The sequence below is a fragment of the Streptosporangium jomthongense genome, from assembly GCF_042650425.1.
Taxonomy (GTDB): Bacteria; Actinomycetota; Actinomycetes; order Streptosporangiales; family Streptosporangiaceae; genus Streptosporangium.
Window position 1 is genome coordinate 370,621 of record NZ_JBHSBC010000008.1, and the last position, 22,087, is coordinate 392,707.

Here is a 22,087-nt window from a genome sequence, read left to right on the forward strand (position 1 = left end):
CCACCCCTGTAGCCCGCGTCATACCGGAGGCGTCCAGATGCGGCTGCGCAGATCCGTGCCGCGGATCACCTGGATACGCCAGGGTTCGAGGCGCAGGACGTGCAGCCTGGGGTCGGCGGGTGACTTCCAGAAGGCCCCGAGGTCGTATCCGGCCCCGCGCGGGCTGGTCGCCCGGTAGAGGTCCCAGACGTGGCGCTTGGTCTCCAGGTCGTCGTCCCAGGTGGCCGTGGCCTCGATGGCGACCGAGCTGTTGCCGGGCTTCCAGTAGGAGAAGGAGGTGTGCGGGTTGCCCGCCAGGTGGGCCGCCTTGACCGGGGTCTTGTAGGTGGCCAGCCACCCGCGCGGCTTACCGTCCACGTTCTCCCAGATGGGAATGAGGATGCGCGTGCGGGGGCGGTTCCCGGAGTCGACGGTGACCATCGTGGCGTACCGGATGGCACCGATGTAGGCGTTGAACTCGCTCTCGATCTCGGCGAAGGACGTGGTCATCGGAGGGACTCCTTCCGCAGGCCGTACGCGCTGAAGGCGGCGGCGAGGACGGCGGCGACGATGGGGACGGACAGGGCGGCGCGGTAGGCGCCGAGCGGATCACCTTCGCCGGCGGCGACGATGACGGCGGTGCTGGCGGCGAGCCCGAGGGCCGCGCCGAACTGGAAGGACGTGTACAGCAGGCCGCCGGCCAGCCCCTGCTCGCTCTCGTCGACACCCTCGGTGGCGACGATGGTCAGCGGCCCGTAGGCCAGGGCGAAGGACAGGCCGAGGATGAGCATGGTGGGGAACATCGCCAGGTAGACGGTGTCCGTCCCGATCGGCAGGAACAACACGTAGGACAGGACGGCCAGCAGCAGCCCGCCCAGGATGACCTTGGCGTTGCCGAACCGGGTGACCAGCCGAGGGGTGAGGGTCGGGGCGAGGATGGCGTCCGCGCCGATGGCGAGCATGGCCAGGCTGGTCTGCATCGAGCTCCAGCCGCGCAGTTCCTGCAGGTAGAGCACGGCGATGAACTGGAAACCGAAGAAGGCGGCGGCGAACAGCAGGCCCGCAAGGTTGGCCCGGACCAGCGATCCGGAGCGCAGGATGCCGAGCCGCAGGAGCGGAGCCGGGGACTTCCGTTCGATCAGGACGAACAGCACCAGGAGGGCGAGCCCGGCCAGGAGGATGGCGGCGGTCAGACCGGCGCTCACGTGGGCGGCCCGCTCGATGCCCAGCACCAGCAGCATGATCGCGCCGGTGATGGTGACCGCGCCCGGCACGTCCACCCGCCGGTCCGTGGCCTGCTCCGCCGGGGTCGTGGGAATCAGCCGTACGGCCAGCACGAGGATGACCAGGGCGAGCACGGCGGGCACGAACAGCACCAGCCGCCAGTTCACCTCGGCCAGCAGGCCGCCGAGCACCAGCCCGAGCGAGAAGCCACCCGCCGCCGTACCGGAGTAGACGAGCAGCGCCTGGTTGCGCTGGGGACCCTCCTCGAAGCTGGTCGTGATGATCGACAGCCCGGCGGGGGTCATGACGGCGGCCGCGACGCCGGCCACGAACCGGGCCGCGATCAGCACCCCGCCGCTGTCGGCGACGCCTCCCAGGGCCGAGACGACCAGGAAGACCCCGAGCCAGGCCAGGAACATCCGGCGGCGGCCGAACAGGTCGGCCGCACGGCCGCCGACCAGCATGAACCCGCCGTAGCCCAGGACGTAGGCGCTGATGACCCACTGGAGTTCGCCGGTGGACAGGCCGAGTTCGGCCCGGATCGCCGGCAGCGCCACGTTGAGCATGGCGACGTTGATGCCCTCCAGGAAGATCGCTCCGCAAAGAACGAACAACATCCCCCAGGTCCGGGGGGATCTCACGATGGTAGACACAGTGACTTCTCCCGTGGTTCTCTTTAGTAACGAAGGAATCTTGCGTCACCGTGGGGGAACTATGGAAGACGGCACTTCAAAGGCACTGAGTTACTGCACGGGAACCGATGCTGACCAGGCAAGACAGTGGGACGTCCGGGCGGACTGCGACGTACGGAACATCCTCGACCGTGTCGCCGACAAGTGGTCGCTGCTGGTGATCGCTCTTCTTGACCGCCAGACGATGCGCTTTTCCGAGTTGCGCCGCACCGTTGACGGCGTGAGTCAGCGCATGCTCACCGTCACGTTGCGGAACCTGGAGAGGGACGGGCTGGTCAAGCGGACCGTCTATCCCGTGGTGCCGCCTCGGGTCGAGTACGAGCTGACCCCGCTCGGCATCTCTCTCCACGAGGTGATCAAAACGCTGGTGATCTGGACGGAGGACCACCAGCAGGAGATCTCCGACGCCCGCTCCGAATTCGACCAGCGGGAGCTTGAGGCGGCCGTCCCGTAGCCGTGTCGCCGCGTTGTCGCCGCGCGGCTTCCGCGTGCTCCGCGGTGGGGTGCCGTGAACGAACGCGGCCCCCGCCGACCGGAGCCGGAACGGGGGCCGTGCGGTCCGGCGAGGCCGTCCCGCGCGGGCGAGGGGGTGCGCCTGGCCGCGCGGGACGAACGACGCCTGGAACGTTCTAAGCCGGTCGGCAACCGGCCGCGACGACGCCGTCGGGCAGCTGCGCGCGGCCACCGGCCCGGCAGTGGAACCTCACCGGCGCCTGGCGGGCGACCACCAGCGACTCGCCCTGGAACTCACCCTCGGTGGCCGCGCCGTTGGAGGCGACGCAGTTGCCGTGCCCCAGCACGACCGCACCGGGCAGGACCTGGTCGCAGGTGTAGGTCGGGGTGGCGTCGGCCTGGGCGGGGGCCGCGACGGCCAGGGCGCCGGCGACTGAGACGGCGGCGAAGGTGATGGTGAGCAGGTGGCTGGAGAAACGCATGGGGGTGGTGTCCTTTCTGAGATAGGAGAGACAACCACCCGTTATGTTACCGACGGTAGTCGGGTGACTATCTAGCGTTACAGCTGGGTTGATGTAACCTTCGCTCCCCACTTCGGGTGCCCTTTTCGTAAGCCCCGCGGTCCATGCCGAACCCGGGGAGGGGGCGGCCCCCTCCCCGGACGGTGACTATCTGAAGGCCGTCACGTGATCGGCGGCCCACTCGTCGAAGGTCCGGGCCGGGCGGCCCGTGAGACGCGGGACGAGCGTCGCCCACTCCTCGTTGAGCGGGGCGGGATCATGTGCCGACTCGGCCCATATCCCGAACAGCCAGTCCACCACGGTGGCCGGATAGCCGTGCCGAACCCACTGCTCCCGCGCCGTCACCGGGTCCTGCTCCTCGAAGCGCACCCGTTCGCCGAGAGCCCGCCCGATCGCCTCGGCCTGCTCGGCGACGGTGAGCGACCGCGGTCCGGCGAAGGTGTAGGTACGGCCCGCGTGACCCTCCCCGAGGAGGACCGCCGCGGCGACGGCGGCCACGTCCGCCTCGTGGATCGGCTGGGTCACCGCCCCGCCGTACGGACGGCGCACGACCCGCTCCGCGCGGATCGACGGCGCCCAGTCCAGCCAGTTGCGCGCGAACTCCCCCGGCCGGATGTGCGTCCACTCCAGACCGGACTCCTCGACGGCGCGCTCGACCACCTGGTAGCCGTCCGCGAACATCGCGTCGTCGGCCAGGGCACCCGACAGGTTCACGATCCGCCGCACCCCGGACTCGGCCGCCAGCGCGACGACCTCGGAGATCGCCTGTGGCACGGGAAACAGATAGAGCCGTTCCACGCCGGTCAGCGCCTCCCGCAGCGACTCGGGACGCTCCAGGTCCCCTTCGAACACCTCGACCCCGCCGGGCAGGCCGGCGGCGGCGGAACGCCGGGTCAGGGCCCGTACGGCGTGGCCGGACCTCAGCAGCTCCGTGACGACGCACCGGCCCACCTCACCGGTCGCCCCGGTCACCAGGATCGTCATGCCGCCTCCCCCGTGAAGTCCGCCGCGTGGTCCCGGGCCCACCTGGCGAAGGTGCGCGGTGGACGGCCGGTTATCTCCTCGTACGTGCCCGTCGGCGCCAGCGCACCGGTGCCCTCGACGGCGGCGGCCAGCAGCTCGACCAGCCAGTCGGCCATCTCCGGTGGGCAGCCCTCCGCGAGCCACCGGACGCGGGCCTGTGACAGGGTCAGCTCCTCGAAGCGCACCCGCGCGCCGATGGCGGCGCCGATCGCCGACACCTGCTCGGCCTGGGTGACCTTGGCCGGGCCCGTGACGGTGTACGCCGCGCCGAGATGCTCGTCGGTCAGCAGCGCGGCCACCGCGACCTCGGCCACGTCCGCCTCGTGGACCAGCGGATACCCCGAGGCGGGGTACGGCTCGCGCACCGTCCGCTCGGCGCGGATCGAACCCGCCCAGCCGAGGGCGCGCGCGGCGAGCAGACCCGGGCGGACGTGGGTCCACTCCCTGCCGGTGGCCTCGACCGCCGTCTCAAGACCGCGATGGGCCCGGCGTTCCTCCTCCAGGTGACGGCCCAGCGCACTCGGATCGTCGGACGGGGCGAACCCGGCCGCGGCGGCCGAGTGCACCACGAACCTGCGCACCCCCGCCGCTACGGCCTCCTCCGTGAATCCGGACCCGGCGGGCCTCGGCTCCTGGTAGGCGTACGGGAACAGATAGACCCGTTCGACCGCCTTCAGCGCCCGCGGCCAGGTGTCCGGCCGGGCGAAGTCCCCGTGGACCAGTTCGACCCCCTCGGGAAGACGCGTCCTGGCCGCCCGCGGGTCGCGGACCATGGCGCGTACCCGCTGGCCCGCGCCCACCAGCCCCCGCACCACATGGCGGCCGATGTTGCCGGTCGCTCCCGTCACTAAAATCGTCACGTTGCTCCTCTGAACTCCGGATGGGCAATGGGGGCCGCCGCGTCCGTTGCCGTGGTTTCGCGGCGGCGCCCCGGCCCCGGGATGGTAGGCCGGTTCCCGAGGAGCTCGCATATGGATCGTTCCAGGGCGTCACGGCGGAGCGCCGCCTGAGAACCGCGTGACCACCGGAAACGGTGCTCGACGGCCCCGCGAGGCTCCCCCGCCCGCCGGGTCGTCCCGCGCGGGAACGCGGGCTCAGGAACGGTTGTTCAGGCCGTGTTCGTACGCCCAGATGACGGCCTGGACCCGGTCGCGCAGCCCGAGCTTGCCCAGGATGCGGCCGACGTGGGTCTTGACGGTGCCCTCGGCGAGGAACAGCGATCCCGCTATCTCGGCGTTCGTCTCGCCCCAGGCGATGTGCCGCAACACCTCGCGTTCGCGTTCCGTCAGCGGGTCCGGCGTGACGTCCGGCAGGCGCCGCGCGACGTGGTCAAGCAGACGCCGCGTCGTGGACGGCGCGATCACCGCGTCCCCACGGTGGACGGTCCGCACCGCGGACAGCAACTCGTCGGCGGGGGCGTCCTTGAGCAGGAACCCCGACGCTCCGGCCCGCAGCGCCGCGAAGGCGTATTCGTCCAGGTCGAAGGTGGTCAGGACGATCACCCTCGGCCCTTCGTCCGTCATCGGCAGCCGCCTGATCGCCTCGACCCCGTCCATGCGCGGCATCCGCACGTCCATGAGCACCACGTCCGCCGTCACCGCGCGCAGCCCCGCCAGGGCCTCCGCCCCGTCGCGGGCCTGCCCCACCACGCGCATGTCCTCCTGCGCGTCGATCACCATCGCCGTACCGGTACGCACCAGATCCTGGTCGTCGACGACGTAGACCCGAATCGTCATGCCCGATACGGCAGGCGCGCCTCGACGACGAACCCGCCCGCCTCCCCCTTCCGGATCTCCAGGGTTCCGCCCACGGCGCCCACCCGCTCCCGCATTCCCGTCAACCCGTTCCCCGTCCCTGTCGCCCCCGCCGGGGGCCTGCCGTCGTCGCTGACGGTGAGGCGCAGGTCGTCCTGTGCCCACTCCAGCATGACCGTGCCGCGGGCACCGGGGCCCGCGTGCTTGAGCGTGTTGGTCAGCGCCTCCTGAACCGTCCGGTAGACGACGAGTTCCATGCCCGGTCCGAGAGGGCGGACCGGGCCCCGCACGATCTCGGTCACGGGAAGCCCCGCCCCCCTGGTGCGCTCCAGCAGTTCCGGCAGGTCGGCCAGCCCCGGTGACGGCCGCGCTCCGCCGGGTACGGCGCGCAGCACGCCGACGGCGGCCCGCATGTCCGTGAGCGCCGTGCGCCCGGTGTCCTCGATCGTGGCCAGGATCTCCGCCGCGCGCGCGGGCGCGAACCGGCCGCCCCTGGCCTGGGCGACGATGACCGCCAGCGCGTGCGCGACCACGTCGTGCATCTCCCTGGTGATCCTGGCCCGTTCCGCCGCGGTCGCCCGCGCGGCGGCGTCACGGGCCCGCTCCCGCAACAGGTCGACGTAGGCGAGCTGGGTCCGCCGGTACAGACCGAACCCCCACGCCGAGACCACCACCGCGGCCAGCAGCCCGAACAGTAACCACGGGTTCGGTCCCAGGGCCGCGGCGGCCACGCTGGAGTCGGTCGCGAACCTGGCCGCCGCCACCCCGGCCCCCGCCAGGCCCAGGGCCAGCGGAGGGCGGCGCCGGTCGTACGCGGCGCAGGAGTAGACCATGAACGGGAAGACCAACGCCGACGGCAGCACGAGGAACAGCCCGGTCACGGCGACCTGGACGGCGAAGGCGGCGGCGACCACGAGAAACGCCCAGTATGTCCGGCGGTACGCGACGGCCACGTGCGCCACCAGGCATGCCGCCACGAGCAGGCCCGCGCGCGCTCCCGGCACCGAGAGCACCGCGACCACCACCGACAGCGAGAACAACGGCACCCCGGCGACGAAGGCCGACACCATGTCCGCGCGCCGTGGCGTCATCACACCGTCGCCCGCTGGTAGGCCAGCGTGGCCCCGCCGACCGCCAGCCCGAACAGCAGCCAGCTCCCGTACACCAGCCCGACCGTCACCACGGCCGAGGGATCGGCCAGCGGTACGGGCCCCCGGGTGAGGCCGAGCAGCTGCGACAGCGTGCCGAAAACGGACATGGTTCCCATGGTGGTCAACATAGCGGCGCCCGTCCAACCGCCCGCCAGCACCAGCCGCCTCGGCAGCCACCGCCCCCACCGCTGGACCAGCGCCAGGGAACCGGCCGCCCCGACGACCAGCATGATCAGCTCGCCGTACGGCAGTCCCTCGTCGTACCCCGTGGGACGCAGCAGCGTGCCGCCGAACGACCAGTACAGCTTGGCCGTCGGATAGACGAACCCGACCGCGAAGGCGCTGTACCCGAGCCACGACCCGCCGGGCACCCGGATGTGACGCAGGACCAGCGCCCCCAGCAGCGCGCATCCCGCCAGGCTGAGCCCGCGCAGCGCCATCCCGGGCCAGTCGACCCGCGCGAACTCCCCCGCCGGGATGCCCGTGACGGCGAAGAACGCGCGGAACGCGTCAAGCACGATGCCGCCCGCCGACCACAGCAGCAGGACGGCGGGCAGCAACCCCGCGGCGTGCGGTCGCACCACGAACACCGCGCTCAGCACGGCGGCCGATACGGTCACCCAGTGGGGAGCGAAGCCCGCGGTGTAGGGAAGCGCCGGCAGCGGCACGAGGGCGAGCGCGGCGGTCAGCGCGAGGACGATCAGCGCCGAGATCTGCATTCGTTGGAGTCGCATGACGTCAACGATTCCGGCCGAGGCCCGCGGGCCGCGTCTCCGTCAGGTCCGGACGAGATCTGACCTGAGAGGTATTGACACGGCCCGCACCCGGCGGGTCAGCGCGTACATGAGAGATCGGCCCGGTGCTCGGCCGCTCTCTCATGGAGACCCCGGCCACCGCGAAAAGGAATCGGTCAGGTCTGAAACATGCCGGTACCCGCTGCTTCGTCACTGCTTGGCTGAGTGCCCGTACGCCACACGCACCTGTCCGAACGGGAACCATGTCCACCATCACGCTCGCCCGGCCCCGCTCGCCCCTCATCGGCTGGCTCGCGGTCGTCTCACTCATGCTGGGCATCTTCACCATCGTCACCAGCGAGATCCTGCCCATCGGCCTGCTGCCCGTCATCGGCGCCGACTTCGGCGTCTCCGACGGCACCACAGGGCTGACCATGACACTGCCCGGAGTCGTCGCCGCGGTCGCCGCGCCCACCGTCACACTGACCACCGCGCGCCTGGACCGCCGCGTGATGCTGTGCGTCCTCATGGCGGTGCTCGCCATGGCCGACGTGCTGGCCGCGGTGGCGACCTCCTACTGGGTCATGCTGATCTCCAGGGCGCTCGTCGGTCTCACCATCGGCGGCTTCTGGTCGATCGGAGCGGGGCTGGCCGGTCGCCTGGTGCCCCCGCCCGCCGTCGGCACCGCCACCGCTGTGATCTTCTCCTCCGTGCCGCTGGGCTCCGTGCTCGGCGTACCGGCCGGTACCCTCATCGGCGACCTCGCCGGTTGGCGGACCGCCTTCCTGGTCCTGGCCGCGCTGGCCGTCCTGGTTCTGGCCGCCCTGCTGACGCTGCTACCGCCACTGCCCGCCCAGCAGGCCACCAGCCCTCGTGTCCTGCTCGACCTGCTGCGCGCCCGGGGTACCGCCATCGCCCTGTCGGCGACCTTCCTCGTCGTCCTGGCCCACTTCGGCACCTACACCTACGTCACGCCCTTCCTCCAGGACGTCACCGGCCTGGCTCCCGCGGCCGTCGGCGCCGTCCTGCTGGCGTACGGCGTCGCGGGAGTCGCAGGCAACTTCCTGGCGGGCCGGGCCGTCGCCGCACACCCGCGAGCCACCTTCGCGGTCTGCGGTTGCCTGATCGCGGCCACCACCCTGGCGCTGCCCTCGGTCGGAGGAACAGCCGTCGGGGCCGTGGCGTCGCTCGTGCTCTGGGGCCTGGCGTACGGAGGTGTGCCCGTCTGCTCGCAGGCGTCGTTCATCGCCGCGAGCCCTCACACGCCCGAGGCCGCCACGGTCGTCTTCACCTCCTCCTTCCAGGCGACCTTCGCCCTCGGCGCCTTCCTCGGTGGCCGTGTCGTCGACGCATTCTCGGTCTCCACCGTGATGATCTGCGGCGGGCTGGTCGCCCTGCTCATGGCGGTTTCCCTGCGCGCGTTCAGCTCGGCTGAGGGGGCTCCTCCAGGGTCGGGTAGAGGAGGGCGTTCATGACGACGGGAAGGGCGCCGGGGCTCTCGTCGCTGTAGGCCTCCCTCTCGATCAGTTCGGTGATCGCGGTGCGCACCCGCACGTACCGCTCCGGCGTCATGTTCACCCGGACGCTGCTGATCTGGAGGCTGAGGTCGGGGCCGTAGGCGGGCGGGTCGAGCGGGACCCGGCCCGCGCGCAGGTCGGCGCGCAGCCGGTCACGGGCCGATTCGAGGAGTGCCAGCGTGGTGTCGCTGAAGTCCTCCGAGTCCTGGGCCAGGTTGAACACGTCGTTCTCGATGGTGAGCCTGCGATACGTCGGCCGGTAGCGCTTCTCGATGATCCCGGAGACCACCCTGGTCTGCGCCACGTAGATCAGGTTGGCCTCTTCGAGCTGTTTGATGTGCCGGTACAGCTTCGTCTGGTTCTCGCCGAGCCGTTCGGCCAGCTCCTTGACCGTGAGGGGGTCGGCCTGCTCTCCACTGGGGAAGGCGGCCAGGATCGACAGGCGCAGGGGGTCCGCGACCATGCGGAGGGTCTCCAGGTCGGTGATCCTGCGGACGTCGACGACCGCGCTCTCGGACAGGCTGGCTTCCATCATCTCGGGCTCCATCGCCGGTCAGCTTCACTGGTTGCGTTACAGTAGCGCATCCGTCAACATTCACGTTAGCATGAATGAGTGTGATGATGTGAATGATCACGGCGTCGAGAACGAGAGTGAAGACGATGACGGTGACAGAAACGCCCCAGGCGCAGACAGACTCGGCTGACCTGCCGTTACGCAGGAACCGGCGCTTCCAGGCCCTGTGGGTCGGCGGCGCGGGCGCGGCGATGTCGGTGAACATGGCCCTGGTCGCCATCCCCGTGCTGGTGCTCGCGGTGACCCGGTCGGCGATGGTCGCCGGACTGTACGGCCTGGTCACCGGGGTGGCCGCCTTCGCGGCGGGCGTCCCCGCCGGGGCGATGCTCGACCGCTACGACCGCAGGACCCTGCTCATCGTCTCCGAACTCGTGCGGGCGCTGGCGTTCGCCACGCTCCTGCTCGCCCTGGCCTACGACACGTTCGGCGTCGTTCACCTCCTCGCCGTCGCGGCGGTCACCGGAGCCACGCAGCCGCTGTCCAGCGGGGCCCGCATGCTGGCCACCCGAAGCGTCGTCCCGCCCGCCCAGCTGACCAGCGCGCTGACGCAGGAGGAGGTCAGGTCGCACAGCGCCTCGATCATCGGCCCGGCGCTCGGCGGCATGCTCTACGCCGCATCCCGCACCCTGCCCGTCATCGGCATCGCTGCCGGGTACCTCCTGTCCGCGCTCTGCGCGCTGGCCGTACCCCGGGACAGGGAGGCCAGCAGGGAGCGGCGCGCGCGGTCCGGCGGAGGCATGCTGGACGGGCTCGCGCTACTGCTGCGCGTCCCGGTGCTGCGCGCCTCGATCATCGCGCTGAGCGTGCTCAACCTCGGCGGCTCCGCGCTCGACCTGCTGGTGGTCGTCCTGATCAAGACCAACGGCGGCTCGGAGGCGGAGGTCGGGTTCGCCTTCACGATCGTGTCGATCGGCGGGCTGGCCGGAGCCGGTCTGATCGGAGTTCTGCACAGCAGGCTGAGCCCCGGCGCGCTGCTGATCGGGCTCTACGCCTGGGGCAGCGCCCTCACCGCGGCACTGGCCGTGCCGCTCGGCTTCTGGTGGTACGGCGTGGTGCTGGCGCTGGCGGTCCTGCCACTGCCCGCGACCATGGTGCTGGTCGACATTCTGATCTTCCGCCAGGTCGAGGACGCCCTGCGCGGTCGGACCATCACCGCGACCATCACCATGCTCACGGTCGGCGCGGCCCTCGGCCCGTTCGTCGCCGGGCTCCTGCTGCAGTACGCCGGGCCCGTTCCCGCGGTGCTCACCGTCAGCGGCGTCTTCCTGGCCGCCGGGGTCTACGCCCTGAGCAAGCGTGTCATCCGCACCGCCCGGTGGCCGCAACCACAGGACTCGGGGGCCTAATGCTCAAGCCAGCCCTGGCGCACCGCCCGCACGCCGGCCTCGAACCGGCTGCGGGCTCCGAGCCTTTCGATGAGCGTGGCGGCCAGCCGCCGGGAGGTCCTGGGCGAGACGCCCAGCCGTTTGGCGATGGCCTCGTCGGTGTGACCCTCGGCCAGCAGGGCCAGCGCGCTCTGCTCCTGCGGCGACAGGCCGTGCGCGTTGATCGGGACGGCGCTGGACAGCGGCCTGGCGTTGGCCCAGACGCTCTCGAACAGCGCGCACAGGGCGGTCACGGTGCCCTCACCGGTCAGGACGACCGCCCCGGCGGCGGTGTTGTCGCTGGAGACGGCGATGACGACGGTGTCACGGTCCAGGATGATCATCCGGTTGGGGAGCGTCGCCACGGTCCGCACCTCGGCGCCGCGCTGGACGATCCAGTTGGCGTAGTCGACGGTCGGCTGGTTGTTGCGCAGGCTGTCGAGGTAGACGACGCGCAGCCGTACTCCCCGCTCCAGCACCGCCGCGTCCTGCGGGCGGGCGCTCTCCAGGTTCTCCGGTGTCTGGGCGCCGTCCGGCGCGAAGGTCATGATCTCCCTGCTCACCGCACGGCAGAGCACCGCGATCCGGTCGCGGATGTTGTCGATGCCGACGATCTGCTCGACCCCGGCGCCCCCGGTCTCGGATCTGAGGCTGGCGTGGTCGGCGATGAGCCGGGCGGCGGCGGCGCGGGACTCCTCAAGGCGCTGTTGCTGCGCGATCAGACCGGCCTGCTGTCTGCTGAGCAGAATCTGCATTCCGATGTCGGGCGAGACCGCGTGCAGATGTCCGTTCTGCTGCTGCGAGGGGCGGATCAGAGCGAGTTCGCTCAGCTCATCCAGTGCGGACCTTATGTCGCCCGCTTCGCAGGAGAGCCGTTCGGCGAGTTCGCTGACGCCCTCGTTCGGCCGGGTCAGCATCGCACGATAGACAGACTCAGCGACCTTAGTCAACCCCAGGGAAGTGAGCACCTGCATTTCCTTTTGGATCGAACATCGCCGTTGACCGGAATCGTCGCAGAGCCCCAACCGGGATAGCAAGGTTCATTTCGCCAAAAACTTTAATTTTTTATGACATACCTCCCCACTGCCGGTCAGTGGCAATCGCAATTCGCCACGAGAAAGCGAGCGCCGATGTACCTCGTGCACGTGCAGGTCAGGTCGTCGGCTGGAAGCGGCCTGCCGGCGGACGTGGCGGGCCGGGTCCTGGCCACGGCCGTCCCCGACGAGCGCATCGAGCACGTCGCCGTGCACCCGCACGCCAGGCCGTACCCGGTGCTCGGGGTCGTCCTCGGCGCCGACGGGCTTGAGCAGGCGGAGGAGCGGGCCGCCGCCGTGGTGCGCCGCGCCCTGGCCGCCCACGACGAACTGCGGGAGTGGGAGCAGGTCACGGCGCAGGTGCCCCTCGTCGGGCCCTTCTACGAGTTGCTCGTCGAGCGGGAAACCCCCGGAGAGTTCTCCGGATGAACCGGTGAACGGTTCCGGCCACGGCATAGACAGGCCAGCTCGATCCCCTTCCGAGCAGGGGAAACGGTGATGAAGATAAGTCTCACACCCCGGGATGAGCAACCTGGAAGGCGGCCTGACGAGGCGCCGACCGCCCAGCCGGAGCCACACGGCTCTGATCCGATAAGGACTCTCGTCATGTTCGACAGCCTGCGCACCCTCCCCTCCCGCGTCGTCACCCTCCTGGCCGTCTCCGCCCTCGCCGTCCTGGCCGCTTTCGCCGCCGGAGCCGTGGACACCGCCGCACCCGGCGTCTCCGCCGCCGTGGTCGCCCAGAGCGGAACCGGCTGGCAGTGACCCGGCGGTAGTCCGGCGGCGGCCCGTGTGGCCTGTTCGGGCCACGCACATGGAGCCCGGCCGTGGGACCCGGCGCGCCATTTGTTTGACTCCCCCGCCTCGGCACGGACTTTATGACGGCGGATCACCGCCCCTTCTTACTCCGGCCGGCCGTTATTGCAGGTCATCGAAGTCGCCCATTGACAGCGGGCGCCGGTGAACCCCTTTCCTCAGACGAACATTCTGCTGCCGTGTGCGCGGAAAAACCCTCTCGCGGACGCCCGTCACGGGTTTCCCCGCCTCTCCCGAGAACCCTCATGAAAAGCCACCGTCCAGCGACGAAAGGACGCGACATGCCGCCGACGAACCCGGTCGCGACCTCGGAGCGTCAGTTCCACGCGATAAATCCGTGCCCCAGACCGAACCTCCGGCTGGTCTGCTTCCCGCACTCCGGCGGCTCCGCCGGGTATTTCCGCACCTGGAAATCGGCGGTGCCGGAAGGCGTCGAACTCCTCGCGGTCCGCTACCCCGGACGGGAGGAACGACTATGCGACCCGTTCGCCGAGGACATGCGTGAACTGGCCGACTCCATCGCCCACGCCTGCGCGCGGTTCGACGACGCGCCCCTGGCCTTCTTCGGCCACAGCCTGGGATCGCTGGTCGCCTACGAGGTGGCCGTACGACTGTCGGCGCGGTACGGCATCACACTCAGAACGCTCTTCGCCTCCAGCTGCGCGGCGCCCTGGCTGGCGCCCAGGCTCGGGCTCGGGGACGCCGACGACGAGGCCCTGATCGAACGGGTCGGACGGCTCGGCGGGACCGACATGAGCGTCTTCGACAACCTGGAACTACGTGAACTGATCATGCCGGCGATCCGGGCCGACTACCGCCTGCTGGACCGTTACACCGAACCGGCCACGACCGCGCTGGACTGTCCCGTCCACGTCTACCACGGCACGGACGACCCGGGCGTCGGGGCGGAAACGGTCGCCGCGTGGTCCAGGGCGACCGCCCGCGCCTTCTCCACACGGGCCTTCCCCGGCGGCCACTTCTACCTCGCGGAACACCTTCCCGAGCTGGCCCGCGACCTCTTCGCCCGCCTGGAGACCCCGCCGGCCGGCCGCCCCTCCCGCTCCAACCTCCTGTTCGTCCTCGGGTGAAAGACCCAGAACCGCTGAGAAAGGAAACACCGTCATGGCCAACCCCTTCGAGGACCCGGACGCCCGTTACCTCGTGCTCGTCAACGACGAGGGCCAGCACTCGCTCTGGCCGACCTTCAGCCCGGTCCCGGCCGGATGGGAGGTGGTGTTCGGGGAGGCCGCCCGTCAGGAGTGCCTCGACCACATCGAGCGGTCGTGGACCGACATGCGGCCGAAGAGCCTGATCGCCGCCATGGAAGACAACAGCTGACGACGACGCGTACGGGAAAGCCGAAGGAGGGAACCGCATGTCCGCGGTTGGTGGGGTGCCCCCGGCGACGCTGCCGGAACTGATCGGGGCACAGGTGGCCAGGACACCGGACGCCGTCGCCCTGGTGGCCGGGAAGACCCGGCTCACCTACGCCGAGCTGGACCTTCGGGCCGGTCGGCTGGCCCGGCTGCTGGCCGGGCGGGGAGTCGGCACGGAGGACGTCGTCGCCCTGGCGCTGCCGAGGTCCGTCACGGCGATCACGGCCGTCTACGCGATCGCCAAGTCAGGGGCGGCCTGGCTGCCGGTCGACCCCTCCCTGCCCGCGGACCGGATCACGCGCATGGTCGCCGACTCCGGGGCGAAACTGGTCCTCACCTCGGCGGAGACGGCTCCGGGCCTGCCCGACTGCGGCGTCCCCCTCCTCCTGGCCGACTCCTCCACCGACACCGGGAACGGGGAGGTTCCGCTGCGGCCTCTCTCCCCGGCCAACACCGCCTACGTCATCTACACCTCCGGCTCGACCGGCACCCCCAAGGGCGTGGCCGTGACCCACGCGGGGCTCGCCGCCCTGGTCGCCACCCACGCGGGCCTGACCGGCATCGACGGCACCAGCCGCGTACTGCAGGGCGCCTCCCTCAGCTTCGACGTCTCCGTCTCGGACATCGTCAACACCCTCGCCAACGGCGCCACCCTCGTGCTGCCGCGCGAACAGAGCCAGATGGTCGGCGAGGAGCTCGCCGGCCTGATCGACGAGTACGGGATCACCCACGCCGACCTGTCGCCGGCGATGCTGGCCACCCTGCCCGACGTGCCGCTGCCGACCCTGCGCGCCATCGTCGTCGGAGGGGAGGCGGTCCCCCGCGAACTGGTCTCCCGATGGAGCGCCGGGCACGCCGTCTTCAACGGCTACGGCCCCACCGAGACCACGGTCACCGCCACCATGAGCGGCCCCCTGACCGGTGACGAGGAACCGCCGATCGGCCTGCCCTGCCGCGACACCCACGTCCACGTCCTGGACGACGCCCTGCGCCCGGCCGTCGAGGGCGAGCTGTACGTCGCGGGACCCGGACTGGCCCGGGGCTACGTGGGCAGGCCGGGCCTGACCGCGGAACGCTTCGTGGCCTGCCCCTTCGGCGAGCCGGGCGAGCGGATGTACCGCACCGGCGACAGGGTACGGCTGCGCCCCGACGGGCAGCTCGACTTCGTCGGCCGAGCCGACGACCAGGTGAAGATCCGCGGCTTCCGCATCGAACCGGGCGAGGTCGAGGCGGTCCTGGCCGGGCACCCCGCCGTACGGCAGGCCGTGGTGCTGGCCAGGCAGGACGAGCCGGGCCGCAGGCTCCTCGTCGGCTACGTCACCGGCCAGGCCGACCCGGCCGAACTGCGTGAGCACTGCGCGGGCAGGCTGCCGCACTACATGGTGCCCGCCGCCGTCGTCGTGCTTGAGACGTTCCCGCTCAACGCGGCGGGAAAGGTCGACAGGAAGGCCCTGCCCGCCCCGGTCTTCGGCCAGGCCGACGTGGGGACTCCCGCCCCGGCCGACGTCCTGGAGAGGACCCTCCACGAGCTCTACCGGAAGGTCCTCGGCCTGGCCGACGTGGGGGTCGAGGAGTCCTTCTTCGAACTCGGCGGCGACTCGATCACCGCGATCCAGCTGGTCTCCGAGGCACGCAGGGCCGGGCTGCGGATCAGCCCGCGTGACGTCTTCACCGCGGGCAGCGTGGCGGCCCTGGCCAGGATCGCCGGGACGGTCGAGGAACGACCCGCCGTGACGGAGGAGGCGGGCGCCAATCTCGGCGAGGTCCCGCAGACCCCCGTCATCGCCTGGCTGGCCGCGCAGCGGGGCCCGCTGGACGGCTACCACCAGTCGATGAGCCTGTCGATCCCCGCGGAGACGACCGACGAACGGCTGACCGCCGCGCTGCAGGCCGTACTGGACCGGCACGACGTGCTGCGGATGCGGACCTCGGCGCCCGCCGTACGGCCGTGGCGGCTCTGGACCCGGCCCGAGGGCGCCGTGCGCGCCGGGGACGTGGTCGAGTTCGTGACCGGCGAGGCGGACTTCGCGGCGGCGGCGCGCACGGCACCGGCCCGGCTGCGGCCCGAGACCGGGGTGATGCTCCAGGCGGTCAGGTACGGCGCGCGCCTGCTGCTCGTCGTCCACCACGTGGTCGTCGACGGGGTGTCCTGGCGGACCCTCCAGGCGGACCTGCTGGCGGCGCTGCGCGAACCGGGAACGCCGCTCGAACCGGTGCCGACCTCCTTCCGCCACTGGGCGCGGCGGCTCGGCGAGGCGGCCCTGTCCCCCGCCCGCGTGGCCGAACTGCCGTTCTGGGCCGAGACCCTGAGGACACCGGAGACACCGCTCGGCGGACGTGCCTTCGACCCGGCCCGCGACACCTACGCCACCGTCGGCTCACTCCGCCTCGCGCTGCCGCCCGAGATCACCGAACCACTGCTCACCCAGGCCCCCGCCGCCTTCCACGCGCAGGTCAACGACGTGCTGCTGACCGCCTTCTCCCTCGCTCTCGGGCACTGGCGCGCACGCCGCACCCCCGGTTCTGGGACGCCCGTGCTCGTGGCCGTCGAGGGACACGGCCGGGAGGAGATCGTCGACGGGGTCGACCTGTCCAGGACGGTCGGCTGGTTCACCTCGGTCTTCCCCGTACGGCTCGACCCGGGCACGGTGCCCTGGCCGGAGGTGACCGCCGGAGGCGCGGGAGTCGGCGCCGCGCTCAAACGGGTCAAGGAACAACTGCGCGCCATCCCCGACCACGGCATCGGCTACGGCCTGCTCAGATACCTCAACCCCGAGACCGGGGCCGTCCTGGGCGAACACCCCGAACCGAGGATCGAGTTCAACTACCTGGGCCGCTTCCCGATGGACGACGTCACCGGCGAGGACTGGCTGGCCGGAGCCGACCTGGTGGGCGAGGGCGGCGACCCCGGCATGTCGCTGCCGCACGCCCTCGGCCTCGACGCCCTCACCCTCGACACCCCGAAGGGCCCGGCGCTGCTGGCCGAGTGGACCTGGGCGGGCGAACTGCTCACCGAGCGGGAGACCGCCGAACTCGCCGAGGCCTGGTTCACCGCGCTGCGCGGTATCGCCGCCCACGTACGGCGAAGCACCGTGAACACCTACACCCCCTCCGACTTCCCCCTCGTCGAGATCGACCAGGCCGGACTGGACGCCCTGGTGGCCGCGCACCGGCCCGCCGAGATCGGCGACGTGTGGCCCGCGTCCGCGACGCAGAGCGGCATGGCCTTCCACTCCCAGTACGACCTGGGGGCCGCCGACGTCTACACCGCCGCGTGCAGCTTCGACCTGACCGGGGAGCTTGAGGTGCCCAGGCTGCGCGCCGCCGCCACGGCGCTGCTGGAACGCCACCCCAACCTGCGCGCCGCCTTCCACCGGGGCGAGGACGGCTCGACGCTCCAGGTCGTCGTGGACGGCGCGCGGGCGCCCTTCACCGAGATCGACCTGTCCGGCGTGGACGACTTCGAGGAACACGCCGCGAGGATCGTCGAGGAGGAACGCGCCCGCCGCTTCGACCTGTCCCGCCCACCGCTGGTGCGCTGGCTGCTGCTGCGCGCCGCACCGGAACGTCACCGGCTCGTCGCCTCCATCCACCACATCCTGCTCGACGGCTGGTCCATGCCGATCTTCGCCGAGGAGCTGTGGGCCCTGTACGCGAGTTCCGGCGACGACTCCGCGCTGCCGCGCCGCGTGCCGTACCGGGACTATCTGGCCTGGGTCGGCCGGCAGGACCGGGAGGCCGCCAGGCGGGCGTGGACCGCGGCGCTGACCGGATTCGAGGAGCCCACGCTGGTCGCGCCCGGCCAGAGGGCGCCGGAACCGCCCCTGCGGCTGCGCAGGGAGCTGCCCGCCGAGACCACCGACCGGCTCGTACGGCTCGCCCGGCGGCACGGCGTGACCGTCAACACCGTGATCCAGGCGGTCTGGGGGGTGCTGCTGACCAGGCTGACCGGCCGGGGCGACGTCGCCTTCGGCATGACGGTCTCCGGCCGCCCGCACGAGATCCCCGGAGTGGAGCGGATGGTCGGCCTGCTGATCGACACCGTCCCCGTCCGGATCGGGGTCCGCCCCGCGGAGAGCTGGGCGGCGCTGCTCACCCGGGTGCAGGCCGAACAGGCCGAACTCCTGGACCACCAGCACCTGGGGCTGGCCGAGATCCAGCGGTGCGCCGGGCTCGGCGGCCTGTTCGACACCGTCGTCGTCTACGGCAACTACCCGGACAACGCGCCTCTCGGCGTCGAAGGCGTCCTGGACGTCGCACTCGTCGAGGACGCCGACAGCGCCCACTACCCGCTGCTGCTCGCGGTCACCCCCGGCGAACGGCTCGGCCTGCATCTCGACCACCAGCCCTCCGTCATCACCGGCGAGGCGGCCACGACCCTGCTCGGCCGGTTCGAACGACTGCTCGGCCACCTGCTGGACGACCCCGGGGCACCGGTCGGCCAGGCCGGAGTCCTGACGCCCGGGGAGCGGGCCGAGATCCTCGGTGGATGGAACGACACCGCGGGGCCGGTCCCCGAGCGGAGCCTCCCTGAGCTGTTCGCCGAACAGGTGGCGCGCGTCCCGGACGCGGTGGCTCTGCGCTGCGGCGATGAGGAGCTGACCTACCGGGACCTCGACCTGCGGGCGGAACGGCTGGCCGACCGGCTGGCCGCGGCGGGCATGGGCCTGGAGACGCCGGTCGCGCTGCTGATGGACCGCTCCGCCGACCAGGTGGCCGCGCTGCTCGCGATCCTCAAGGGCGGCGGCCTGTACGTGCCGCTCGACGACCGCCACCCGCTGGAACGGCTCAGCCGCGTGCTGGCCGACAGCGGCGCCGGGCTGCTGCTGGTGGACGAGGCGCACCAGGGACACCCGCTGACCGGCTCTGACCGGCTGCGGACCATCCGGGTGCACGCGGCGGAGCAGGCCGGGGAACGTCCCGCCGTCCGCGTCCTGCCGGACAACCGGGCCTACCTGATGTTCACCTCGGGGTCCACGGGGGTGCCGAAGGGCGTGGCCGTCACCCACGGGAACGTGGTGGCGCTGGCCGCCGACGGCCGGTTCGGTGGAGAGGAGCACCGCCGGGTGCTGGTCCACTCCCCGCTGGCCTTCGACGCCTCGACCTACGAGCTGTGGGTGCCGTTGCTGTCGGGCGGTCAGGTGGTCGTGGCGCCGCCGGGGCAGCTCGCCACGGCTGATTTCGCCCGGTTGTTGTCCGGTGGTGGGGTGGACGCGCTGTGGTTGACGGCGGGGTTGTTCAACCTGGTGGCGCAGGAGGCGCCGGAGTGTTTCGCGGCGGTTCGGCAGGTGTGGACCGGCGGCGACGTGGTCTCCCCGGCTTCGGTTCGGCGGGTGCTGGAGAGGTGCCCCGGGTTGACGGTGGTCGACGGGTACGGCCCGACCGAGACCACGACCTTCGCCACCTGCCACCCGATGCGCTCGGCCGGTTCCGTCCCTGCCTCGGTGCCCATCGGCGGGCCGATGGACAACATGCGGGCCTACGTCCTGGACGAGGCGCTGCAACCGGTCCCGGCCGGAGTGGCCGGCGAGCTCTACCTGGCGGGCGAAGGCCTGGCCCGTGGATACGCGGGCAGGCCTGGTCTGACGGCTGAGCGGTTCGTGGCCTGTCCGTACGGCGGGCGGATGTACCGCACCGGGGATCTGGTGCGGTGGAACGCCTCGGGGGAGATCGAGTTCGTCGGTCGTAGTGATGACCAGGTGAAGATCCGTGGTTTCCGGATCGAGCCGGGTGAGGTCGAGGCGGTGGTCGGGGGGCTTTCCTCGGTCGGTCAGGTCGTGGTGGTGGTCCGGGAGGATCGTCCGGGTGACAAGCGGCTGGTGGCCTATGTCACCGGGGAGGCCACTTCCGAGCAGGTGCGTGAGTATGTCGCCGCCCGGTTGCCGGGGTACATGGTGCCGGTGGTCGTGACGCTTGGGGCCCTGCCGGTCACGGCCAACGGCAAGATCGACCGCCGCGCGCTGCCCGAGCCCGAGGTCGGTGCGAACGAGGGGCGTGAGCCGCGCACTCCCCGGGAGGAAGTCCTGTGTGGCCTGTTCGCCGAGGTCCTCGGCGTGGAGCGGGTGGGCGTCGACGACGGCTTCTTCGACCTGGGCGGACACTCACTCCTGGTGATGAAGCTGGTCAGCCGGATCCGCACGGTCATGGGGGTCGAGTTGCCGATCAGGGCGCTCTTCGAGAACCCGGACGTGGCCAGGTTGGAGCGGTACCTGGTCACCGAGCAGGCCGACGCCGTACGGCCCGCCCTGGCCGCCATGACCCGGCCGGAGCACGTCCCGCTGTCCTTCGCCCAGCAACGCCTGTGGTTCATCGAACAGCTCGAAGGACCCAGCGCCCTCTACAACACCCCTCTGGCCGTACGGCTACGCGGCCCCGTGGACACCTCGGCGCTCGACGCGGCGCTGGCCGACGTGGTGACCAGGCACGAGGCACTGCGGACGACCTTCCCCTCGGTCGGAGGGCTGCCCCGTCTGCGGCTCGCCGAGAACGCCCGCCCGGTGCTGGAGACGCGCGTGTGCGCGGACGACGCCGACGTCCGCGCGGCGGTCGAACGCATCTCCGTCGAGCATGTCTTCGACATCGCCGTGGACATCCCGGTCCGGGCCTGGTTGCTGTCGCACGGCGCGGACGAGCACGTGCTGGTCCTGCTGCTGCACCACATCGCCGGGGACGGCTGGTCACTGCGGCCACTGTTCGACGACCTGGCCGTCGCCTACCAGGCACGATCGGCTGGAAACGCCCCCGACTGGGCGCCGCTGCCGGTGCAGTACGCCGACTACGCCCTCTGGCAGCGCGACCTTCTCGACACCCTCCTCGACGGGCAGCTCACCCACTGGCGGAACACACTGGACGGGACGCCGGAGGAGTTGGCGCTGCCGTACGACCGGCCCAGGCCGGATCGGGCGAGCCACCGGGGCGGGAACGCCCCGTTCCAGGTGGACGCCGAGTTGCACGCCAGGCTCGTCCGGCTGGCCGCAGGGCACCATGTCAGCCTGTTCATGCTGTTGCAGGCCGCCGTCGCGACCCTCTACAGCCGCCTGGGGGCCGGAACGGACATCCCGCTCGGCACCCCGACGGCCGGACGCACCGATGAGGCGCTCAACGACCTGGTGGGTTTCTTCGTCAACACGTTGGTGCTGCGCACCGACTTGTCGGGGAATCCGACCTTCACCGAACTGCTCGACCGGGTCCGTACGACCAACCTGGACGCCTACACCCACCAGGACGTGCCCTTCGAACGGCTCGTCGAGCACCTCAACCCCGAGCGGGTCCCGGCCAGGCACCCGCTCTTCCAGACCCTCATCGCGATGAACAGCCAGACCCCGCTGCCGGAGGAGTTCGCCGGGCTGGAGTGCCGGGAGTATCCCTTCGACCTGGACGTCGCCAAGTTCGACCTGGCCTTCAACTTCGCCGAGACCGGCGACGGCCTGACCGGCATGATCGAGTACTCCTGCGACCTGTTCGACCACGGCACCGTGACAACGCTGGCCGAACGACTGCTCCGGGTGCTGCGGGCGGTGGCCGACGACCCCGGACAGCACGTCACCACCCTGGAGATCCTGGCTCCGCAGGAGCGGGAGCTACTGGTGACCGGGTGGAACGACACCGCCGCCCCGCAGGTCGTCTCCACCCTGCACCGCCTGTTCGCCGAACAGGCCGCCAGGACCCCCGACGCCGTGGCCGTCGTCTCCGGCGACACCCACCTCACCTACGCCGACCTCGACACCCACGCCAACCACCTGGCCCATCAGATCATCGAGGCGGGCGCCCGGCAGGACATGCCGGTCGCGTTGCTCATGGACCGCTCGCCCGCCCTGGTCATCGCGATCCTCGGCATCCTCAAGGCCGGAGCCGCCTACCTCCCCCTCGACCCCC

At 71.4% G+C, this 22,087-nt stretch carries 18 protein-coding genes; 8 read left to right on the forward strand and 10 right to left on the reverse strand.

All coding sequences use genetic code 11. The features are described 5' to 3' along the window. Window positions 1-18: 18 nt before the first annotated feature. Complete coding sequence (locus ACFOYY_RS09700) at window positions 19-489, reverse strand: pyridoxamine 5'-phosphate oxidase family protein (protein WP_352012448.1); 471 nt, start codon at window positions 487-489, stop codon at window positions 19-21. Beyond that, a complete protein-coding gene (locus ACFOYY_RS09705; RefSeq protein ID WP_352012447.1) occupies window positions 486-1,820 on the reverse strand; it encodes an MFS transporter in 1,335 nt (444 codons plus the stop codon). The genes ACFOYY_RS09700 and ACFOYY_RS09705 overlap by 4 nt, the downstream gene beginning before the upstream one ends. 97 nt (window positions 1,821-1,917) lie before the next feature. On the opposite strand from ACFOYY_RS09705, the gene ACFOYY_RS09710 reads away from it, so the two are divergent. Continuing rightward, on the forward strand, window positions 1,918-2,349 hold the full coding sequence (locus ACFOYY_RS09710) for a winged helix-turn-helix transcriptional regulator (RefSeq protein WP_352012446.1): 432 nt from the start codon (window positions 1,918-1,920) through the stop codon (window positions 2,347-2,349). Window positions 2,350-2,524: 175 nt separating this feature from the next. Here the strand turns inward: ACFOYY_RS09710 and ACFOYY_RS09715 are convergent, their stop codons facing one another. The 6 genes from ACFOYY_RS09715 to ACFOYY_RS09740 all read right to left on the reverse strand — a co-directional run bounded on the left by ACFOYY_RS09715 (window position 2,525) and on the right by ACFOYY_RS09740 (window position 7,531). Further along, on the reverse strand, window positions 2,525-2,830 hold the full coding sequence (locus tag ACFOYY_RS09715; protein WP_386189430.1) for a hypothetical protein: 306 nt from the start codon (window positions 2,828-2,830) through the stop codon (window positions 2,525-2,527). 186 nt (window positions 2,831-3,016) lie between these two features. Continuing rightward, window positions 3,017-3,853 carry an NAD(P)H-binding protein gene (locus tag ACFOYY_RS09720; RefSeq protein WP_386189432.1) on the reverse strand — a complete coding sequence of 279 codons (837 nt, stop codon included), beginning with the start codon at window positions 3,851-3,853 and terminating at the stop codon, window positions 3,017-3,019. Further along, complete coding sequence (locus ACFOYY_RS09725; protein ID WP_386189434.1) at window positions 3,850-4,752, reverse strand: NAD(P)H-binding protein; 903 nt, start codon at window positions 4,750-4,752, stop codon at window positions 3,850-3,852. Before ACFOYY_RS09725 ends, ACFOYY_RS09720 begins: the two co-directional genes overlap by 4 nt. Before the next feature lie 234 nt (window positions 4,753-4,986). Next, complete coding sequence (locus ACFOYY_RS09730; protein WP_352012442.1) at window positions 4,987-5,628, reverse strand: response regulator transcription factor; 642 nt, start codon at window positions 5,626-5,628, stop codon at window positions 4,987-4,989. Beyond that, window positions 5,625-6,737, reverse strand: coding sequence for a sensor histidine kinase (locus ACFOYY_RS09735; RefSeq protein WP_386189437.1), 1,113 nt, complete (start codon window positions 6,735-6,737; stop codon window positions 5,625-5,627). The genes ACFOYY_RS09730 and ACFOYY_RS09735 overlap by 4 nt, the downstream gene beginning before the upstream one ends. Continuing rightward, complete coding sequence (locus ACFOYY_RS09740; RefSeq protein ID WP_362913258.1) at window positions 6,737-7,531, reverse strand: hypothetical protein; 795 nt, start codon at window positions 7,529-7,531, stop codon at window positions 6,737-6,739. The genes ACFOYY_RS09735 and ACFOYY_RS09740 overlap by 1 nt, the downstream gene beginning before the upstream one ends. A gap of 263 nt (window positions 7,532-7,794) precedes the next feature. Between ACFOYY_RS09740 and ACFOYY_RS09745 the strand changes: the two genes are divergently transcribed. Beyond that, complete coding sequence (locus ACFOYY_RS09745; RefSeq protein ID WP_386189439.1) at window positions 7,795-9,006, forward strand: MFS transporter; 1,212 nt, start codon at window positions 7,795-7,797, stop codon at window positions 9,004-9,006. On the opposite strand, the gene ACFOYY_RS09750 is transcribed toward ACFOYY_RS09745, so the two are convergent. Continuing rightward, window positions 8,954-9,583, reverse strand: coding sequence for a helix-turn-helix domain-containing protein (locus ACFOYY_RS09750; RefSeq protein WP_362913254.1), 630 nt, complete (start codon window positions 9,581-9,583; stop codon window positions 8,954-8,956). The genes ACFOYY_RS09745 and ACFOYY_RS09750 overlap by 53 nt on opposite strands. Window positions 9,584-9,708: 125 nt before the next feature. Between ACFOYY_RS09750 and ACFOYY_RS09755 the strand changes: the two genes are divergently transcribed. Further along, window positions 9,709-10,968, forward strand: a complete 1,260-nt coding sequence (locus ACFOYY_RS09755; RefSeq protein ID WP_386189442.1) for an MFS transporter — start codon at window positions 9,709-9,711, stop codon at window positions 10,966-10,968. Here ACFOYY_RS09755 and ACFOYY_RS09760 read toward each other — a convergent pair. Beyond that, a complete protein-coding gene (locus ACFOYY_RS09760) occupies window positions 10,965-11,903 on the reverse strand; it encodes a helix-turn-helix transcriptional regulator (protein ID WP_352012436.1) in 939 nt (312 codons plus the stop codon). The two genes, ACFOYY_RS09755 and ACFOYY_RS09760, sit on opposite strands and share 4 nt — an antisense overlap. Window positions 11,904-12,116: 213 nt before the next feature. Between ACFOYY_RS09760 and ACFOYY_RS09765 the strand changes: the two genes are divergently transcribed. From ACFOYY_RS09765 to ACFOYY_RS09785, 5 genes are all read left to right on the forward strand, one after another. Then, window positions 12,117-12,449, forward strand: a complete 333-nt coding sequence (locus ACFOYY_RS09765) for a hypothetical protein (RefSeq protein WP_352012435.1) — start codon at window positions 12,117-12,119, stop codon at window positions 12,447-12,449. A 177-nt stretch (window positions 12,450-12,626) separates the two neighbouring features. Next, window positions 12,627-12,785 carry a hypothetical protein gene (locus ACFOYY_RS09770; RefSeq protein WP_352012434.1) on the forward strand — a complete coding sequence of 53 codons (159 nt, stop codon included), beginning with the start codon at window positions 12,627-12,629 and terminating at the stop codon, window positions 12,783-12,785. A gap of 332 nt (window positions 12,786-13,117) precedes the next feature. After that, entirely contained in the window at window positions 13,118-13,924 is an 807-nt protein-coding gene (locus ACFOYY_RS09775; RefSeq protein ID WP_362784786.1) for a thioesterase II family protein, read from the forward strand. A gap of 34 nt (window positions 13,925-13,958) precedes the next feature. Next, a complete protein-coding gene (locus ACFOYY_RS09780) occupies window positions 13,959-14,174 on the forward strand; it encodes an MbtH family protein (protein WP_352012432.1) in 216 nt (71 codons plus the stop codon). 37 nt (window positions 14,175-14,211) lie between these two features. Beyond that, window positions 14,212-22,087: amino acid adenylation domain-containing protein (locus tag ACFOYY_RS09785; RefSeq protein ID WP_386189445.1), on the forward strand; the 7,876-nt coding region annotated here is incomplete at its 3' end.

Bases quoted from the DNA above. Each gene is read 5' to 3' on its own strand.
- ACFOYY_RS09775 (WP_362784786.1), top strand. From the start codon at position 13,118: ATGCCGCCGACGAACCCGGTCGCGACCTCGGAGCGTCAGTTCCACGCG.
- ACFOYY_RS09720 (WP_386189432.1), bottom strand. From the start codon at position 3,853: ATGACGATCCTGGTGACCGGGGCGACCGGTGAGGTGGGCCGGTGCGTC.
- ACFOYY_RS09740 (WP_362913258.1), bottom strand. From the start codon at position 7,531: ATGCGACTCCAACGAATGCAGATCTCGGCGCTGATCGTCCTCGCGCTG.
- ACFOYY_RS09745 (WP_386189439.1), top strand. From the start codon at position 7,795: ATGTCCACCATCACGCTCGCCCGGCCCCGCTCGCCCCTCATCGGCTGG.
- ACFOYY_RS09730 (WP_352012442.1), bottom strand. From the start codon at position 5,628: ATGACGATTCGGGTCTACGTCGTCGACGACCAGGATCTGGTGCGTACC.
- ACFOYY_RS09715 (WP_386189430.1), bottom strand. From the start codon at position 2,830: ATGCGTTTCTCCAGCCACCTGCTCACCATCACCTTCGCCGCCGTCTCA.
- ACFOYY_RS09750 (WP_362913254.1), bottom strand. From the start codon at position 9,583: ATGATGGAAGCCAGCCTGTCCGAGAGCGCGGTCGTCGACGTCCGCAGG.
- ACFOYY_RS09700 (WP_352012448.1), bottom strand. From the start codon at position 489: ATGACCACGTCCTTCGCCGAGATCGAGAGCGAGTTCAACGCCTACATC.
- ACFOYY_RS09765 (WP_352012435.1), top strand. From the start codon at position 12,117: ATGTACCTCGTGCACGTGCAGGTCAGGTCGTCGGCTGGAAGCGGCCTG.
- ACFOYY_RS09710 (WP_352012446.1), top strand. From the start codon at position 1,918: ATGGAAGACGGCACTTCAAAGGCACTGAGTTACTGCACGGGAACCGAT.
- ACFOYY_RS09770 (WP_352012434.1), top strand. From the start codon at position 12,627: ATGTTCGACAGCCTGCGCACCCTCCCCTCCCGCGTCGTCACCCTCCTG.
- ACFOYY_RS09760 (WP_352012436.1), bottom strand. From the start codon at position 11,903: ATGCTGACCCGGCCGAACGAGGGCGTCAGCGAACTCGCCGAACGGCTC.
- ACFOYY_RS09780 (WP_352012432.1), top strand. From the start codon at position 13,959: ATGGCCAACCCCTTCGAGGACCCGGACGCCCGTTACCTCGTGCTCGTC.
- ACFOYY_RS09735 (WP_386189437.1), bottom strand. From the start codon at position 6,737: ATGACGCCACGGCGCGCGGACATGGTGTCGGCCTTCGTCGCCGGGGTG.
- ACFOYY_RS09705 (WP_352012447.1), bottom strand. From the start codon at position 1,820: ATGTTGTTCGTTCTTTGCGGAGCGATCTTCCTGGAGGGCATCAACGTC.
- ACFOYY_RS09755 (WP_386189442.1), top strand. From the start codon at position 9,709: ATGACGGTGACAGAAACGCCCCAGGCGCAGACAGACTCGGCTGACCTG.